This window comes from Dapis purpurea BLCC-M126, from assembly GCF_050015975.1.
Classification (GTDB): domain Bacteria; phylum Cyanobacteriota; class Cyanobacteriia; order Cyanobacteriales; family Microcoleaceae; genus Trichodesmium.
Genome location: NZ_JBNHER010000229.1, coordinates 1 through 18,648, shown reverse-complemented (window position 1 = coordinate 18,648; position 18,648 = coordinate 1). Strand labels below are relative to the sequence as shown.

Annotated in this window: 14 protein-coding genes; 6 read left to right on the top strand and 8 right to left on the bottom strand. The window is 35.4% G+C overall.

Annotated features, from left to right (window positions below; all coding sequences use genetic code 11):
- Window positions 1-120 precede the first annotated feature (120 nt).
- Window positions 121-381, bottom strand: a complete 261-nt coding sequence (locus tag ACP6PL_RS20330) for a DNA-directed RNA polymerase subunit omega (RefSeq protein ID WP_426547093.1) — start codon at window positions 379-381, stop codon at window positions 121-123.
- Between the two features lie 177 nt (window positions 382-558).
- Here ACP6PL_RS20330 and ACP6PL_RS20325 point away from each other — a divergent pair, with 177 nt between their 5' ends.
- The gene (locus tag ACP6PL_RS20325) at window positions 559-1,251 is read left to right on the top strand and encodes a GDSL-type esterase/lipase family protein (protein WP_426547092.1); all 693 of its coding nucleotides are present in this window, start codon (window positions 559-561) and stop codon (window positions 1,249-1,251) included.
- An 883-nt stretch (window positions 1,252-2,134) separates the two neighbouring features.
- On the opposite strand, the gene ACP6PL_RS20320 is transcribed toward ACP6PL_RS20325, so the two are convergent.
- The gene (locus ACP6PL_RS20320; protein WP_426547091.1) at window positions 2,135-3,412 is read right to left on the bottom strand and encodes an LCP family protein; all 1,278 of its coding nucleotides are present in this window, start codon (window positions 3,410-3,412) and stop codon (window positions 2,135-2,137) included.
- Between the two features lie 164 nt (window positions 3,413-3,576).
- On the opposite strand from ACP6PL_RS20320, the gene ACP6PL_RS20315 reads away from it, so the two are divergent.
- Complete coding sequence (locus tag ACP6PL_RS20315; protein ID WP_426547090.1) at window positions 3,577-4,998, top strand: RNA-guided endonuclease InsQ/TnpB family protein; 1,422 nt, start codon at window positions 3,577-3,579, stop codon at window positions 4,996-4,998.
- A gap of 62 nt (window positions 4,999-5,060) precedes the next feature.
- On the top strand, window positions 5,061-6,110 hold the full coding sequence (locus ACP6PL_RS20310) for a mannose-1-phosphate guanylyltransferase (protein ID WP_426547089.1): 1,050 nt from the start codon (window positions 5,061-5,063) through the stop codon (window positions 6,108-6,110).
- 730 nt (window positions 6,111-6,840) lie between these two features.
- Here ACP6PL_RS20310 and ACP6PL_RS20305 read toward each other — a convergent pair.
- From ACP6PL_RS20305 to ACP6PL_RS20285, 5 genes are all read right to left on the bottom strand, one after another.
- A complete protein-coding gene (locus tag ACP6PL_RS20305) occupies window positions 6,841-8,286 on the bottom strand; it encodes a hypothetical protein (protein ID WP_426547088.1) in 1,446 nt (481 codons plus the stop codon).
- A 32-nt stretch (window positions 8,287-8,318) separates the two neighbouring features.
- Window positions 8,319-9,440: an amidohydrolase family protein gene (locus ACP6PL_RS20300; RefSeq protein WP_426547087.1), complete on the bottom strand. Its 1,122-nt coding sequence runs from the start codon at window positions 9,438-9,440 to the stop codon at window positions 8,319-8,321.
- Window positions 9,441-9,782: 342 nt separating this feature from the next.
- On the bottom strand, window positions 9,783-10,559 hold the full coding sequence (locus ACP6PL_RS20295) for a circadian clock KaiB family protein (RefSeq protein WP_426547086.1): 777 nt from the start codon (window positions 10,557-10,559) through the stop codon (window positions 9,783-9,785).
- A 182-nt stretch (window positions 10,560-10,741) separates the two neighbouring features.
- Window positions 10,742-12,037: a type IV pilus twitching motility protein PilT gene (locus ACP6PL_RS20290; protein ID WP_426547085.1), complete on the bottom strand. Its 1,296-nt coding sequence runs from the start codon at window positions 12,035-12,037 to the stop codon at window positions 10,742-10,744.
- 1,033 nt (window positions 12,038-13,070) lie between these two features.
- Complete coding sequence (locus ACP6PL_RS20285; protein WP_426547084.1) at window positions 13,071-13,361, bottom strand: hypothetical protein; 291 nt, start codon at window positions 13,359-13,361, stop codon at window positions 13,071-13,073.
- Between the two features lie 906 nt (window positions 13,362-14,267).
- Between ACP6PL_RS20285 and ACP6PL_RS20280 the strand changes: the two genes are divergently transcribed.
- Together ACP6PL_RS20280 and ACP6PL_RS20275 are read left to right on the top strand one after the other, a co-directional pair.
- Complete coding sequence (locus ACP6PL_RS20280) at window positions 14,268-15,380, top strand: DUF262 domain-containing protein (protein ID WP_426547083.1); 1,113 nt, start codon at window positions 14,268-14,270, stop codon at window positions 15,378-15,380.
- Window positions 15,380-16,066 carry an MAE_28990/MAE_18760 family HEPN-like nuclease gene (locus ACP6PL_RS20275; RefSeq protein ID WP_426547082.1) on the top strand — a complete coding sequence of 229 codons (687 nt, stop codon included), beginning with the start codon at window positions 15,380-15,382 and terminating at the stop codon, window positions 16,064-16,066. Before ACP6PL_RS20280 ends, ACP6PL_RS20275 begins: the two co-directional genes overlap by 1 nt.
- A 62-nt stretch (window positions 16,067-16,128) precedes the next feature.
- Here ACP6PL_RS20275 and ACP6PL_RS20270 read toward each other — a convergent pair whose 3' ends face one another.
- Window positions 16,129-17,784 (bottom strand): ABC1 kinase family protein, encoded by a 1,656-nt coding sequence (locus ACP6PL_RS20270; RefSeq protein ID WP_426547081.1) that lies wholly within the window; start codon window positions 17,782-17,784, stop codon window positions 16,129-16,131.
- 298 nt (window positions 17,785-18,082) lie between these two features.
- Between ACP6PL_RS20270 and ACP6PL_RS20265 the strand changes: the two genes are divergently transcribed.
- Window positions 18,083-18,349: a hypothetical protein gene (locus tag ACP6PL_RS20265; protein WP_426547080.1), complete on the top strand. Its 267-nt coding sequence runs from the start codon at window positions 18,083-18,085 to the stop codon at window positions 18,347-18,349.
- Window positions 18,350-18,648 lie beyond the last annotated feature (299 nt).

Below are 18,648 nucleotides of genomic sequence, written 5' to 3'. Positions count from 1 at the left end.
CAACCAACTACCAAAAAGTTTAATTAAGATAATACTCAGGAGGTTTCAAGTGCTATGTGAAAAATGAGTCGCGGAGGGAAACAGAATCCACGCGACTCAAGTCTATAGTCTGTTAATAAACTATATTGTCCTATCCATACTACTACTGACGTCACTAATTATTTCTGGCTGCATCAACTCATCGGACATTTCAAACACAGCCCGAATGACTGGTTTTATTTGATGCTCATCAAAATTATCAAAATCTTCATAACGACGACGCTTGGCACGATTAGCTACTTGGACTACAGCCCGATAACGATTAGAAGAAGCTTTAATCAACTCCTCAGACCGACGACTTAGTTCTGCCGAATCAACACTAGATTGCCTTTGTATGTGCATAAATTTTGTTGGTCTTTGATAATTCTATATCTAGATTAACAATGTTAATTGAATATTTCCCACTATGGTCTAGTCAATACTAATATTTTGAGTTAGGATGTAACAAAATTTTAATAGATTTTAATAGAGTTTATTAATTTCATTGATTTTTATTAATTTCATTGATTTTTATTAATTATGTTAATCGCTACTACTCCAACTTCAAGGGACTTTTCTCAGACCCATCATCATCCCCTAAAAATAGTTGCTTTAGGGGATAGTTTAGTTTATGGTTTTGGCGATCATGAAGGTGGTGGATGGGTAGAAAGACTGCGACGACATTGGATGTTACCAGATAGTTCTGGCCATGTATTATATAATCTGGGAGTCCGTGGAAACCGTGTTTTACAGGTAGAACAACGTCTAGAACATGAGTTTCACCATCGTGGAGAATTAAGAAATCGTCAACCAGATATTATTGTTCTTTCTGTAGGGGTCAATGATTCTGCTAGAGTCCAAAGACAAAATGGACGTTATTATACAGATTTTTACAAATTTCAAACAATTTTAGATAAGTTATTAGATACATCAAAACAACTTTGTCCTGTAGTATTTGTAGGAATGGTTCCTGTTGACCAAGCTAAAATGCCTTTTCAGGATTGTTTATATTATAGTCACGATGACCAATACATATATAAAGAGGCGACTCGGTTAGCTTGTTTAAAGCGACAAATACCTTATTTAGATGTGTTTGAACAATGGTTAAGTCGGGGCGAAAATTGGTGGCGATCGCGTCTTTGTGCAGACGGAATTCATCCTAATGTCACTGGTTATCAAGCAATTTTACAAGATGTACTGAACTGGGAATCTCTTAATTTGTTAATTAACTAAGAAAAATTTTAGAGTTGTTTTATCTCAACGTTGGTTGAAGACCAGCGCTCTCCCCTAATAGCTGCCGCACAACTCAGTTAACGGCTGTCGCCGACATGTTTACGGAGCATTCTGTAGGAAAGCGGAGCAAGTGCGGCAGCTATTAGGGGAGCTTCGTATGGGAAAACCAATCAATAGACACCTCCGGAAAAGAGGGAGTAGGGAGTAGGGGGGAAAGAATTAATTATTTCTGTAGGATAATTGATTTTATTTTTTATTATCGGAGATCTCTAATAAGAGCGGTTTTGACAATAGACATCTCCGGAAAAGAGGGAACAGGGAACAGGAAGAAAGAATAGATAATTTCTGGATCAGAATTGATTTGATTTTTAATTTTCGGAGATGTCTAATAGTGTGCTATAGAACCCATTTGGTATCTCCGCAAAGGTGAGAGTTTTTGGCACAGGAGTAAGGAGTCAGTCCTCAGAAGGAACGGAGATTGAGAAATAAAATAGGGGAAAAAAGTAGAATCTAAGCCCTCATCTCCCCACACCTTCTACACTCCGAATCTATAGATCCCAAATGGATTCTATATTCACCTGTCAGCAATGCCTAAAGTTAAACTCCCCTAGTTGTACTAACCTAGTATTTACGCTTACAGCTAGTACAGCTTGGCAGATTATTTCTACCAAGTAATCATATGTTTTGATGGGATTTTTGAGCAACGTATTTTGAGCAATCAATTCTTGGAGAATTAACTTTAATCTAAACTAAAATTAATTCAGTTTTTAAACCTAAATTATCAGTAAGCTGTTAAATTTCTTGTTCGTATATAAGATTGATAATAATTATGTTGCCAAATGTATAGAATTGGTTATATTTTTCTTATGTGAGATAGGTATTACTATTTCTGTAAAAGATTAATTTTATTCACAGAATCTTCCCCTAATCGAATGGTAAAATCAGAACCAATTTCACCTGTAGAAGCAGCTTCAATCTTACCAAAACCTAAAGTATTTTTGACAACTTCTGCTGACTCTAAATAACCTCCTTGAACAATAACTTGAGTAAAACGTTGTTTGTCAGACCAGTCAGGAACTACATAAACATTATAAAATCCTTTCTCACGCAAATACTCAGCAAATTTTGTCGCTACTTGAGAGTCACTAGAGGCATTTTGTACAGCTATTTTATTCTGGATCGGCAAAATTGCATTTACCTTCATTGGATTATATATATTGTCATAATTAAACTTGTCTAGTTTGACATCAAAATATTGTTCCAGAACACGATCGCGACCCGCCTCATCTATAACCCAATAACTAGCCAAATACTCATTTCTAGAACTAGGTTTTCCTGGCAACATTACCATTTTAAAATCATCCCGCTCTAAGTCAAGACTAAAACCGATCAAAGTCAGCATTTCCTGAAAAGTTAAATTAGTATCAACATACTTTTGCATCACCCGAATAATTTGAGGCAACCGAGGTATAACTGCCACATTAGTAACGCGACTTCGTAGCGCCTTTAGCAAAACTTGTTGTCGTTGTACGCGACCAATATCCCCATAAACATCTTCTCGGAAACGGGCAAATTGTTCTGCTTGTTCTCCATTGAGAGTTTGCCAACCTGCTTGTAAATCTATATGTAACTTCTGGGTATTGTCAACATAAGACATAGCTTGAGGAACAAAAACTTCTACTCCACCTAGTTGTTCTACTAATTCTCGAAACGCTCCTTTGCTGACTCGCACATAACGGTCAATCTTAATATCATTCAGAGTATCTTCTAAAACATTTTCTGCCAGTTTCGGACCTCCGTAAACGTTGGCTTCATTAATTTTGGCAAGACCTATTCCGGGAATTCGGACTTGAGTATCTCGTGGCACAGAAAGTAAACTGACAGTATTATTCATAGGGTTAGCTCTTACTAAAAGTAAAGTATCACTACGACCCTCAAATATATCTGGAGAGTCTTCTGGCACTCCTCGAACTTGGTCAATTCCCATCACTAGGATATTTATAGGTCGTGAAAGTTGGTAAGGTAAGCGTTTACGCCACAGAACATCCCTGGTAAATTCCTGGAGTAGTTGAGTTATAAATTCTGGTTCAACGGGGGCAAACAAAGCAGTTATTGCTCCGAAAGAAGTAGTTGTGGTTCCACTCAAGAGTAATATAAACATCCAGAACCACCATTTAAACCAAATGGGTCGGGAGTTAGTAGAAGAAGTATTATTCATAAATAATCAAAAAAGGAAAATATAAATTAAAAATTCAGATGATTAATCAAACTAAGACGTTAACGTGGGTTATAATAGCTAAGGTCAAAATAAAGGTCGATTCTCCAATGCTACTGAAATATAAGTACAAGCTCAAGCCTCATAAAAACCAAGGGGTGATTATAGCTAATTGGTTGGAAATGGCCAGAAAACAATATAATTACCGTTTAGCGGAAAGGTTAAACTGGTTTGAAGCAACACGCACCCCAGTAAATGCTTGTCCTCTTAATGTTTCAGTAGTCTCAGTAGAGCAAATTTATCAAAACATTCCTGAGTTTAGAGTACAAACACGAGATGGTAGAAAAAAAGATGATAATGGTAATCCCATAACAAAAAAAGGGGACAAACATCCGAATATACTCAATGGCTATGTTTTGTGGGAAACCGTTCAACTAGCAGATTTAGCACAGACTAAAAAACTCTGGCCTGAGTATAAGTATATACATTCTCAAGTCTTGCAAGATGTGATCCAAAGAGTGCAAACCACTATGGATAACTTTACCAAGCCTGATAAAAACGGTAATACCACTGGTAGACCTAAATTTAAAGGTAAACATTACTATAATTCCTTTAGCTATCCTCAGTTATCAAATGCCCATATTGTCAAAAATGCTAACGGTCGTTATTGTGTCAATTTACCCAAGATTGGCTTAGTCCCTTTTGTATTCAATCGCCCAATACCAGAAGGATTCAAAGTTAAGACAGGTACAGTAATCCGCGAAGCGGATGGATGGTATCTCAGCCTAACGATAGAAGATAGGGCTGTACCTGCAGAGGTTGCAGAAATTCAACCCACTGAAGAAAACTCAAAAGGGATTGATTTAGGATTGTTGTACTATGCTGTCACCAGTGATGGAGAATTTCTAGAAGTTCCTAAGTTTTTCAGGAAATCTGAGCATCGGTTGTCTAAAATTCAGGTAAGATTGGCTAAGAAACGAAAAAATTCCCGACCTTGGAAAATTCTCAAATTTAAAATAGCGAAACTTCATCAACTAATAGCTAGACAAAGGTTAGACTGGCAATTCAAACTTGCTTATCATTTGTTTAGTGATGTAAGCGTGATATTCCTAGAAGACCTACAAATAGCAAATTTAGTCCGACGTTGCCAGGCTAAATTAGGGGATAATGGTCAGTTCTTACCCAATGGTCAGTCAGCCAAGTCAGGATTAAATAAGTCTTTGCAGGATGCAGCCTTTGGCCAGTTTGTTCAGATTTTAGAGTATGTTGCCTGGAAACTCGGCAAGAGAATTATCAAAGTAGACCCAAAAGGTACATCTCAACATTGTTGGGAATGTTTGAACAAAGTCTCTAAAAGCTTATCAGAACGCTGGCATTCCTGCCCTAAATGTGGACAAGAACTAGACAGGGACTATAACTCAGCACTTCTAATACAAAAAATAGGATTACTATCAACACAGGGGGAGGACATCACCTCTGTAAAAAGTGCGGTCAGGGCCTCCCTGGTTGAAGAATCCCGCATTGTCGCGTAAGTGCAACGTCGGGAGTATGTCAAGATGGAATTATCTAAGTCTATTAAGTAATCTAGAATCTGATGATACCTGTTATTCTTGCTGGTGGAAAAGGAGAACGTTTTTGGCCTCTGAGTCGTAAGCATCGGCCCAAACAGTTTCTTTCTCTTGATGGTACTGGTAAAAGTTTATTACAAGCAACAGCAGAGAGACTACTCCCATTATCTGACGGTTGGGATGGTTTATGGGTTGTTACTTCGGCAATGTTAGCCCAAGGTGTGGCACAACAGTTACCCCAGATGCCACAGGAAAATATATTGGCAGAACCAGAAGGCAGGGATACTGCCCCTGCTGTTGCTTGGACAGCAATAGAAACGGCACGCCGTTATGGGGAAGATGCAGTTGTCGGATTTTTTCCGGCTGACCATTGGATCGGTGAGCCAGAAGTATTCCAGAAAACTCTGGAGGCAGCGGCCGAATTGGCTACTAACCAGGAGGCTATTGTTACCCTGGGTGTGAAGCCCTCTTTCCCTTCTACTGGCTATGGATATATTGAACAGGGAAAAGAGGCAGGAAATTTTGGTGGGTTTGATGCTTATCAGGTGGCACGGTTTACGGAAAAGCCTGACCGAGAGAAGGCTGAGGAATTTCTGGCAACAGGGCGCTTTAGTTGGAATGGCGGTATTTTTGTGTTCAGGGTAGGAGTAATGTTGGCGGAGTTACGAAAGTATGCGCCGACAATGATGAGTGTTTTGGAGGATATGGGTGCTGAGGGTTATTCTCAGTTGGAGAAGAAGAGTATTGATTATGTGGTAATGGAGAGGACTGAGAAGGCTTTTGTTTTACCTGTGGCTTTTGGTTGGGATGATTTGGGTGACTGGAATGCTTTGGAACGTTTGGTTAAGGGGGATAGTGCGAATGTGGAGTTGGCTAATCATTTGGGGTTAAATACTGAGGGGTCGATTTTTTATTCCTCTAGTGATGATGATGCTATTGTAACTATTGGTCTGGAGGATGTGGTTGTTGTTAGGGATGGGAATGTGACTTTGATTGTCAAAAAGGAGCGATCACAGGATATTAAGAAGGTTTTGAAGAGTTTGGCTAATCATCCTAAGTTTAAGGATTTATTGTAGGAAGAAAGGAATAGGGAATAGGGAATAGGGAAGAATGAGGGAATAGTTGTAGTGGACTGTTTCATCTTAAATGTTGCTTTATAAAAATGCTGGAATCTATCTATAGCAAGAATTTAGCCCGAAAAGCTAATGCACTATTTTAGGTGAAACAGTCCAGTAGTAGACTGACACGCCTTAAATGGTGCAATAAATTTTTAGGAAAAGTCTGAATTTATCAGAGATTAAGTCATTTTTCTAATGCACAGTTTTAGCTGTGTCAGTCCAGTAGGTTGGGTTAAGCAACAGCGCAACCCAACAAAAACTTTTATGGAAGTACATTTTTTAGTTACAGTGGTTTTCATTTTGGTAGACTACAGTCGTAGGGAGGTTCCATGGAACCTTCCCTACCATATTTTGTGACGTGAGGTATTGATTTGAAAAGCGCTATAAGAGAATAAATTTTGGTTAAAAAAATATCGCAATATTAATAGTAAGATATCCTAACTTTAGTGCGTTTTAATATGTGTATTGGGTTTCGTTGCCTCAAGCCAACCTACAAATACTAGAGTTGTCGATTTTTTGATAATTTTCTTTGTTATAAATCTTCTGTTCTGAAATTGTTCTACTTATTTAGTAGAGAAAAGATTAATTCCTTATTATTGGCAACTGTAGCACTTTGTAGGTTGGGTAGAACAAAGTCAAAGCCAACAACAAGCTTTTGTAAGTTTTGAGAGCAAATTATATTATAATCTTAGACTTTAAGATTATCTAATCTTTGTTGAAATTCCTTATCTGTGGGGATTGAATTAAGTCGTCTATTTGCAGGAAAATCTTTGATAAAATCAAGCATATCTTTAATCAATTGTTCTGTTATATTAGGATAAATATTTGAAATTATATTTTTAAATTCTTTTTGGCAAGAAGGGAATTGTAACTTAGAAAGTAATTTGGAATCTTCAGCAAGTAATTTTATTAAACATCTTGCCTCATCATTAGACCATTTAGCGATTAAATTATCATAAATTTCCTGAGCATTATTTGAGACTCCATATTCATTACCAATTCTACATATTGTCAAAACCCTGACATAATCGATAATGGAACTTTTGGGGATTTTTCCACTATTTGCAATCAAAGATTCAACTAATTTTGCAGGTGTTGGCTCGTTATAAAAATTATTCAACCCATTATGAGTTATCAATAGCGTATTTAGTGCTTCATTTAACTTAAGGGCAAGAGTATCATGAGGTAAATATGACAATCCTTGTACATTTTCTAAAAAATTATAGGCTATTTTTTTTCGAGATATTTCTCCATTTATTTCAAAAGAAGAGTATTTTAATCCTATTTCATAGCGCACTTCTTCAGCAGAAACTTTCCATATTTCTTGAGCAATAAGATTAATATTTCTTCGTATGTTTGCATCTATATCTACATCTGTGTACATTCCAAAAACATTTCTTAATAAAGAATGAATTAATTCTTCTGGAAGTTTTCTGATTCCTTCAGAAATAGGAGAAATATCATTTTTCGATAAATTTTCTTCTCGTAAACTTTTTAAAAGTTTTTTAACTTCAATAACTGCTCCTTCAGGTTCTTTACCAATCACTTCTTGAATACAAGTTTCTAACCATGAAGCTAATTGTAATCCTGTGATTTCATTATGATTAGGATGAGCTGCACTAGCATGATTACGCATATCTCGAATATGATCTAAATGTTTATAACCAAGTTGAGTAATAATGCCTGTTTCTTCACAGCCTCTTACTAATTCCCAATCTTGTAAATTAACTAAGTCTTGTTCATCTTTAAATTTATTTCTTTGTTTTGGGTCTTTGATAGCAGTATCATAAAAATAATTAATGTCAAAAGTTGCTACCTTTCTCCGAAGATTTTGAATTGTTTCGTCCCAAAGATAATTAAGTGCTGCATCAAATAAACCCATCATCAAAGCAGAGATAAATTTTGATAGATAAAATGCAGATTCCTTTTGTTTTGAAGATAAATCAGGAATAATTTCTTGTATATTTAAAATAGCTCTTTGACGTTGTTTAACTTGTACTAAAATATCTTTATGAGGCAAACCAAGATGTTTTAAATATTTAGATAACCCATCAGAAACAACTTCAAGAATCTCTACCGATTCTTTTTGAGGATCATAAGTTTCGATAGCCGAAGTATTTACATTGTCTGTCATAATAATTAAACTCCTCTAATAATTTTGACTTCCTAATCAATCAACCTATAAATACTATCAGCATTTCGGCGTAAAATATCCACAGCTATTTCTTCAGCTTCTTTAACAGTTAAATCTCCATCTTTCACTGATTCATCTAAGACTTCTCCCAAAACTTTTCGCCCCCATTTCGCACCTAAATAATATAAATCAGGAATCAAATGAGCATCGGAAGAATACATCAATTTACTAATAGGCGTTAATTCCATTAATTCTCTAACTACACATCTCATTCCAGCCACACTTAAGGAAGGTATCACTAGCCCAAAACCGATATAAACATTCGGATAAACTGATGCTAAATAACCAGCTTCACGGGTATAAGGATAAGAAGCGTGTAGTAAAACAATGGGAGCATTACTAAAGCGATTATCTTCTAATATAAACCGTAAATGTAGAGGATTTGATAAACGTAAATCTAAATCTGGATCGCCAATTCCTGTGTGAAATTGTATTGGCATTTTATGTTTTGCAGCTACTTCTAATGTCTGGATTATTAAAAAGTCAATTAAAGACTTATCATTCAGACGCGGTGGTTTTTCTCCTGTTATTTTTTTTAAAGTATTAAATTGAGATTTTGCTAATTCTATATTTACAGGTTGAATCTCTAAACCTGTACGATAAGCTGCAATACTTTTAAAACCAACGACTTCTGGTGGTGGTGAGTCAATTTCTGCTCTAAATCTTTCCCAAAATTCTGTAAAACTATTCACTTGGGGAATGAGATTTTGGGCAATTTTTTCTATTCTTAATAGTCGTTTTACCCCTACAAATTGTTGATGCCATTGCCAAGGTAAAATTTCCTCTGGAAGAAAACCATCATCTAACAAAATTGTGTCAAGATTGGCAGCATTAAAACAAGTTTTGGTTAAATTTTCTAAGCCTAAATTATCTCGTTTAGCTAATATTTCTGACTCTTGCGGTTCACATTTTAATAAGTCTGCCATATCCCTTAAACTTCGACGATAAAATAGGGTATGACGGGCATGATAATTAATAATATCGGGATGATGAGCTTCAGAAAAAGCAGCAACATAAGGATAACCAGCGATCGCTTCTGGTTGTAACAAGTTATGAGCGTGTTGGTCAATAGCAGCAATATCCCAAAGTTCCATTTTTATTCAAGTCAAAAGTCAAAAGTCAGCAACGCCGAATTTATAGATAAAGGCTTTGATACAGCAATCCTATTTTATTCGTGTCCAAAATCTTGTCGCTGTTTGGGAATAGAGAATAGGCAATGGGCAACAGTCTCGGAGTTTATTTGTATAGCACTACATCTTTTGGTTAGGACAATAAATTTTGGTTTTAAGGGAAAAGAGGAATATCCTAAGCTATTTGTGTAGGGCTATAGTTTTTAAGTTGTTACAGTTTATTTAGGATTGCTATACTTAATCTCCAAGTCCTAATTATTAGTTCTTAATTATTGACCATTATTGACGGCTAAGATGCCAAAAAATCTAAATTTTAGAATCTCGATTAGTAGTTTCTAACAACTTGAGAATTGTTTCCACATCATCAAATTCCCCAACAATTCTACGGACAGGTAGAGGCCAAACTCTAATCAAAGTAGGAGTAGCAGTAATTAAATCTACTTCAGCCTGTTCCGGATGTTGAAACACATCTATTACTTTTAAAGTATAAGGAAGAGAAAGAGATTTTTCTAATATTTGGTGGAGACTCTGAAGAGTCCGCTCAGTAGCAATATTTTTACCTGATACAAATAACCGGAGAACATAGCCTTCCACTTCTGGTTGTGAATCAACAGTTAAGGTTGAGATTTCCTCTGGAATAGAATCTAGATTAAACTCTTGTCGATCAAGACACACAACAAGGTCATGATTTTCCCAGAGTTGAGGAAACCGATCATAATAAGTAGCAATTACCATTGGATTACAAAATTCCTCTGACCATGGAGCTGATTGCCAAATCATCTCACCAGTATGAAAAATTGCATTAAGCAATGCTTGGTATCTCAAGACTGGGACATAAGCTTCGGCAAAAACTTGGACTTGCTGAGTGTCAGGGTCTAGCCATTTATCAATAGTTGCAGTGTATCCAGGTATTAAGAAATGTGGGGGTTCAGATAGCCCCAATATTTCTTGCAGCTCTACACATAGGTGTAGATGCCATCGATTTTTTTTGCTTGGGTCTATGCAATAAATTAAATCTCCCCCAGGTGTAAACAAGGCAATACCTTTGAATAACTGGGGGAATTCTGGAGTAGTTGGCTTCAAGAAAATAAATTTAAGATCAACTGCAAACTTTTGAGTATAAGACTTATGATACTGAAGCTAGTAACACTTTTTATCTAGTTTGAGCTAGGGCGTGTCCAAATTTTCCTAATTATTGAGTTTCTATTGTCAATTTACACTTTAGTTGATCTGGAAAACTTGAAATTGAAAATTTAATAATCTTTTTAAATTCTGCCCCGTAGCATTTGAGCCATTTCGTTCGGGGAAGGTGACTGATCGATTGCTATCTCTTCAGTGATTCTACCTTCTTGGTAAAGCTCATACAAAGACCTGTTCATAGTAGTCATGCCTTCATAAGTATCTTTGAGCATGATTTGGTTAATGTCTTCGTACTGATCTTTGAGAATATATTCCTTAATTACATCAGTATTAATCAAAATGTCATGGAAAGCTGCTCGCTTACCATCAGTAGTCTTACACAACAACTGAGCAATAACCGCTACCAGAATTTCTGAAAGAGCTAATTTAATTGCTGGTTGTTCTTCAGCTGAGAACATATCAAGAATACGAGTGATGGTTTTAACGGCACTATTAGTGTGCAAAGTTCCCATCACCAAGTGTCCTGTTGATGCTGCTTTAATGGCAATTCCTACCGTTTCTTTATCCCGAATTTCCCCTACTAACATTAAGTCGGGGTCTTGACGGAGAGCACCTTTAAGAGCGTTGAAGAACTTCAGGGTATGTCTACCTACCTCCCGGTGCTTGATCAAAGATTTTCGGCTTTCATGGACAAATTCTACAGGATCTTCAATAGTGATGATGTGATAAGGAAAAGTATCATTCATATAATCAATCATCGCTGCCATGGTAGTGGACTTACCAGAACCTGTTGGCCCTGTAACCAAAAGTAATCCTTTATGGTAGTGGCAAACTTTCTTAAACACTTCTGGCAATCTGAGTTGTTCCATCTTCAGAATTTTTGCACCAATCAGTCGTAATACCATAGCTGGACCAGCAAGAGAATCAAACAAGCTAATCCGTATTCGGACAAAACCTAGGTCAGCGGCACCGTCAAAGTCTAGATTTTCTTGGAATGTCCGAATTTCCTCATCCTTCATAATTTCCCGTAGCCAACTCATAAAAGTGCCTAAGTCGGTCTCTGGATATTCAATTGGTACGAGGTCGCCACGCTTACGAAATCTTGGTATTTCATTTACACCCAAGTGAATATCTGAAATTCCTTCTTGTTCAGCCCGCCGGACAATTTCTGTCAATTTTACTTGTCCTGGACCAAGTTCTGGACCGGAAGGAGTTGGTGGCTGGGCTGATGCAGTTTCTGTAGGAGGAATAGTTTGTTGAGGAGCTGGAGCTGATGCTGGTGAAGAATTAGAAGGTTTTGGAGGGGCTGTTGGTTGTTTTCTTGCTCCTGGAGGAGAGGGAGGAGCAGGTGGACGAGGTGGTAAACCACGGGCTCCTGGCGGTGGTGGAGCAGGGGGACGAGGAGGTGGTGTTTGTGTCATTTCAGTTATCAGTTATCAGTTATCAGTACCTCTGGCTGAAGTCAGAGGCTTGAAACAGTGACGTTTACTTTCTCTTGGTCGATTGGATATGGCAAGGAAACTTAGCCATCCCATCCTACGGAAAGCTCCGCAAATCATGTCGGCAACAGCCGAAGTGCGTTTGCTTTAGCATTCCGATAGGAAAGTTGTGCGCTAGCTAAACGACGGCTTTTCATCCCCTTAAAAGGGGAGGCTTAAGACCCTGTTTTTTGGTCATAGTTACCAATCAATTTGGTCTAAAGTCTCACCCATAAGTGGGCGACTTTCTAATAATAAACAATTGCATATATAGCTAGTTATCTATTATAGTCTCAATCGTAATACTCAACTATAAACTCTTTTATCCAAGTCTATGAAATGAAGTTGCAGGACACAACATACCAGGATAATTATCTAGATTTACCCATTAGAACTGGTAAATTTGTCCGATATGAGTATTATTAGAGTATGAATAGATAGAGAAATTTGTAGTTGTAATATGCGTATCTATTAGACCTCTCCCGAAAAGAGGGAGTAGGGAGTAGGGAGAAGGAAGTAGAGGAAAATAATTGATTATTTCTGCACTATAATTGATTTAATTTTTGATTATCGGAGATGTCTCTTAATAACCCTACACTATTACGTGGTTAATCTGAAGGGTTTCGTCTCCTACCTAACTTAAACTAATGTAATAATATTTTTGGAAATTGGTATTGGAATTATTTTACTAGAATAATATTTATTGAGTTTTCATAACCACAGTCAATACATTTATAAATCCTGTTGTTGAGTTTGTTCTTATCTGTTTTGTTAGCATAGTTAGGGCATGGTTGAGATTTATAATGCCTTGTTAACAAGGATTTGATAGTTATATTAAAATAATTGCTTGGCTCAATAATATTTATGATATTCAAGCAAGTTATAGAACAATAAAGTTGTTTTGAAATAAAGAATTAATGGATGATAAATGATATTAAACTTCTGATATATGAGTTATAGATTTATTCAGCCTGCCCTAATTACAGTTTTGTTTGATTTTGAGATTCATGCCATTTCTCAATGTTAAATTTTTGATGATACAGCCATCTTCAGATACTTCCATTCCATTTCTAATATATGTGGTAGGATATTGATTTTTATATTTAACAGACTGAGGTTTGTTAAGTTTGAATATGTAATTGTTATTTGCTGAAATTTTTTGATTTTGAGTATAGTTTTTTGAGAAAGAAGGATACTCAAAAAATACAGTTAAACATACAGGTATCAAGGCAATCAAACCGACTTTTTTGAATAATAAAATAGTCATACTAAGTACCTGGGTAAAATTAATTTAACTCATGGTCGAGGTGGAGAAAAGTCGTGGGATTCCGGGTCGGGAATGAGGAGCAAGAGAGGGAACAAAAAATATACCTGAGTAGTAGATATACAAATAATTTTGTTTACTTAACTTAATCTTGCCTTGTCAGCTCAAGTTGCTTGATTAGTAGCCTAAAAATCTCAATCACTTGAAGTAATAATTACCCTGAATTGAAAGGAGCGCCAGAAAGTATTTATTGATATCGAGATACCCTATCCCTCTTTTAAGAAGGGTAGGAATACTCAAGAACAAGGGCAGGATGGGTAGATAGGTAGAGAATTTTTTATACAAAAAATTCTCTAAAAAAACAGACTATTTTCCAGAGACTCTGTTATGGATTTTTGCTTAACTCAAGATTAAAGAGGAAAGTTTAAGAGCTATATAGGCTATTACTTATATATATCAAGTTTAGCTAATCAAATTTCGGATAATAGATATATTTTTGACTGAATATTTAGTATTTTTGTGATTTAGTATCAGATTAAGTCTGGTTAAACAGGCTGAAATAGTGTTATATCTCGCTACTTTAATAGATCCCCATACAGTTAAAATTTTAAGTTTCCTTAGATTTAATATAAAATGCTCTTCCAAAAGTTTAAACAAACTTAACCACTCTTCTAAAAGTTTAAACAAACTTAACCAAAAATTAATAGCTTGAATAACTGGTTGAAAATTTATTATTGATGTTTGGTTTATAAGGACTTACAGCTTATTAATATATCAGCTAAGTTCTGGGAATTTTTAATTAAATTAAATCTTATAATAATCTCTCACTATCTTAAATATTCAGTTGATAAAAGGGATTTAGAGGTATCATATACTTTAAATATTAGACAACCTACCCAAAACAACAATATGCCAGCAAAGCCAAAAGCAACTAATAGTAAATTTCAAATAACTAATGAACAAAAAGAAGCTGCTGAAGCTGAGATTAGGGAAAAGCAAAAAGCTGTTGATTATCGAACAACTGAATATCCAGTAGAAGTTATTGTTCAGAAGTATATGGAAGGAAAAGAAAACGATACTAATGAGTTATTTATACCTGATTATCAAAGAGAGATGGTTTGGGAAGAAAAAGATCAGTCAAAATTTATTGAGTCTGTATTTTTAGGATTGCCAATACCTCCTATATTTGTTGCTGATATTAATGATGAAGAAAATGAAGAAGATGAAGCTCGCTTAGAGATTATAGATGGTACTCAACGTATCCGTACCCTAACTAGATTTATTAACAATGAGCTAATACTATGTGAATTGAAAAAGTTAAGTAAACTCAATAATTTTAGATTTGAAGACCTATCTCTTCCTCGTCAGAGACGCTTCAACAGAGCTACTATTAGAATAATTCAACTAACAGAAAAAGCAGATGAAGAAACACGAAGAGATATTTTTGAAAGAATTAATACAGGTAGTATTCAGTTAAATGAAATGGAGAAACGCAGAGGCATATTACCAGGCTCAGTTACTGATTTAGTTGAAAAATTATCAAAGTTACTAACATTTAGAGACCTTTGCTCTTTTTCTCAAACAGCTATTGATAGACGTGAACCTCAAGAATATGTCTTACGTTTTTTTGCTTTCTTAAATAATTATCAAAATTTTAAAAGTAAACCAGGAATCAATGATTTTCTTAATGAATATTTGCAGAATGTTAATCAAGATAAAAAAACAAATTTAAAGGAAATGAAACATGAATTTGAAGCAATGATAGATTTTGTGAGAAAACATTTTCCTAATGGTTTTCGCTCAGGTAAAAATTTAGATCAAACAACAACTAGAATTAAATTTGAATCTCTTTCTGTAGGTATTGCTCTTGCCTTGAGGGAAAAAAACAATCTTCAGTATCAAGGAAATAATTTACTCAATACAAAGGAATTTCAAGAGTACACAAAAAGTGATGGAAGCAGTTCTAATGTTAAGGTAGTTAAACGAATTGAATATGTGAGGGATCAACTATTAGGTAAATAATGACTATATCATTTGAAGATTTTAATCAGCGCTCTGAAGAAGTAAGTAAATATTTTGATTTCCTCCAAGATTTACAGCAAGGAAAAATAAAATTAATCACAGAAGGTCAAGGAAATAGTAAAGCTAAAAAAATAGACACTGAGTTAGAAAATACTCTCAAAGCAAGTGGTTATTTATTACTTTACAATTTAATAGAATCGACAATGAAAGATGCTATTGAAGCAATATTTAATAAGCTACAAAATCAAGGTGTTTCTTTCGATAATATTAAACCTGAATTAAAGAAAATTTTGCTTCGGAATCTCAAGCGTAGAGACCCCGATCAAATTTTTGCTCAAATTCAAGACATATCTCTTGATATTGTTAAAATTGGATTTAAGAGAGAAGAACTATTTTCTGGAAATATTGATGCTAGATTGATTAGAGATATTGCTAGTAAATATGGATTTTCTGCCGATACAGAGTATACAGAAACAAGTAATGGGGGTGATTTATTAACAGTCAAGACTAACAGAAATGATTTAGCTCATGGAATTAAATCTTTTGCTGAGGTAGGAAAAGAAAGAGGTGCTGATGAACTAATAAAAATAAAAGATAAAGTAGTAGAATATTTGAGACAGATTCTCGAAAATATTCAAATATATATAGATAATCAGGAGTATTTAGATTCAACAAATACTCCCTAATTTATTTTTTTATATGAAATACAAAATTTAATGATTCTAAATTCTAAATTCTAAATTCTATTTTACTCTCGCCAACGGCCAGAACGAAGAATACTAATAATTAACCACAACCCAAGAAAACTAGCTACTGCAAATAAAGCTTCACTTAACAAAGATAACTGACTACCTTGAGAACCCGCAGTTACAATAGCAGCACCAATAATTAACGAACCTACAACCACACTAAAAGATAATCTATTGGCTGACTTATCTACACTACGACGCAAAGGTTCAATATCTTTTAGAGTCAAATTCCACTTCAATGTTTCAGAAGTAAGTCTATCTAAAAATAAGTCTAGTTGACGAGGCGACTCTAAAGATAAATTCTTCACATCAATAGCTGTTCTTAATAAAGTTTGCACCGGATCATCCCCTAATAATTGTCGGCGAAATAAATCAGTCATTAATGGTTTAATCTCATCCAAAAGATTAATTTGAGGATAAAAACTACGAGCTACTCCTTCTAAATTTGCTAAAGTTTTGGAAAATAAACCTAAATTACTTGGTAATTTAATTTTGTTGTTACGACACAGTTGTAAGATGTCATAAAATACTTCAGAAAAGTTAATTTCAGTTAAGCTAAGATTGTAATATTTTCGCAGCATTTTGCTGTAATCATTTTCCAACTTAGCTAAGTTTGAACGTTGAGCAACTTCTGCCATTTCTAAAGTTAGCTGAGTACATCTTTTAGCATCTAAATCAACTATTGCTAATAATAATTCTGTTAAATTCTGTTGACTTCGAGGATCGAGGCGACCTACCATTCCACAGTCTAGTAAAGCAACTCGCCCATCTTCCAAATAAAATATATTCCCTGGATGGGGATCGGCGTGAAAAAAACCATCGATATAAAATTGTTGAAAGAAAGCACGACATAATAAGGTAGAAAGTGCTTGCTTTTCTGAATTTATATCGCCATTGTAGTTAGTACCTTTAACTTTTGCTGATAAAATTGGTTTACCATTGAGCCATTCGAGAACTAAAAGCTTCGGGGTGGTCAGTTCCCAATATACTTTCGGCAGCATAATTTGCTTCGGTTCAAACCACTTACTTGTAGATAGGTTCCGGCGTAGTTCGTCAGTATAACCAGCTTCTTTGGTAAAATCAAGTTCGGCTCGCAAGGCTACAGCAAATTCTTCAGCTAAAGACAGGATATCGTAGTCTTTGCCGAATTCTGTAAATGAGACTAACTCACCTAAACCTTTGAGCAACGCAATATCTTTATCAACTATTTTATCAATGCCGGGACGTTGAACTTTGAGAGCTACTTCCGTACCGTCTTTTAAAGTAGCTTTATAAGTTTGAGCAATAGAACCTGCTGCTACACACTCAGTATTAATGTAGCTAAATATTTCTTCTAGAGGCTGGGAGAGTTGTTGACGAATTAAGATTTCTACCTCAGACCAAGATATTGGTGGTACATCTGCCTGCAAACTTGACAGGGTATCGATATAGTCCGCTGGCAATAGGTCTGGACGTGTACTTAGTAGCTGACCAAGTTTTACATATACTGGGCCTAAATCTACAAAAATATTGCGCAGAACTGCTGGTGTTGGTAAGTCTGGTTCACCAGTTTTGCCTCCTGTGAGAAGAGTTTTCATGTAGTCCCAACCGTTACGGAGGACAATTTCGACTATTTCTGCTTGACGAGAGCTAGTTACTGCAAGGCTAGATAACACTTGGCCTCCCTATAGTGCGGTTGATGTTTTATTCAGCTTTAGGGACAATTTTATTGTCTCTATATATTTAGAATAGCGTTGACAAAAAAAATGGTGTTTTTGTGGCGATTAAAATATCAAATTCTCAAATTTCTTGACAGCAAAAAATAACTTTTGATTTTTTAATGTTGACTTTTGACTTTTGACTTAAAAAATAGTATCTGTTGCAACAGAAATAAAACTAAAAATTTGACAAGTTTCCTCTTTACATAATGCCAAAAATTTTTTATATTTATTTTAGAATTCATTTAAGATAGCAATGGGCAATATAGAATCTATAGCAATTGAACGGTTTCAGTCTGGGAGTCCTATAGGATTAGACAGTTGTCAGTTAAAGCGTGAGTTAGTTGGCTCCAGGGTAGTAATGGTGATTGACTGCCCATCAACAGAAAAGTGCCATGAGTTGTGGCGCGATCGCTACCTATTAATGCGTCGTTGTTTAGATTTATGGTTAGCTAATCAAATTGTTATTAGTTATAAAGGACATCCTTACGGTCGTACTCCAATGCGACAGCCTTTGGTATAAAATAAATTTTGAATGTTTGGTATGGCAATCCTATTAAATTGGTAAAGCTTAAGTCTTAATAGTTAAGGCTAATCAAAATCACTATTTCAACAACTAAATTTAGGATTGCTGTATTTATATTTAATTAAATAATTGCTTTTAATTTCGAGACAGCTTCATTGATTTTTCTGATGCCCATTTTTATTTTTTCAACTCCTTAAGTCATCTGTTACCGAATAATTAAGGTATAAAGCCTCTCCTTTAAAGGAGAAACAAGCGGTCGATTGGATATGGCGAGGAAACCTCGCCATATCCAATCG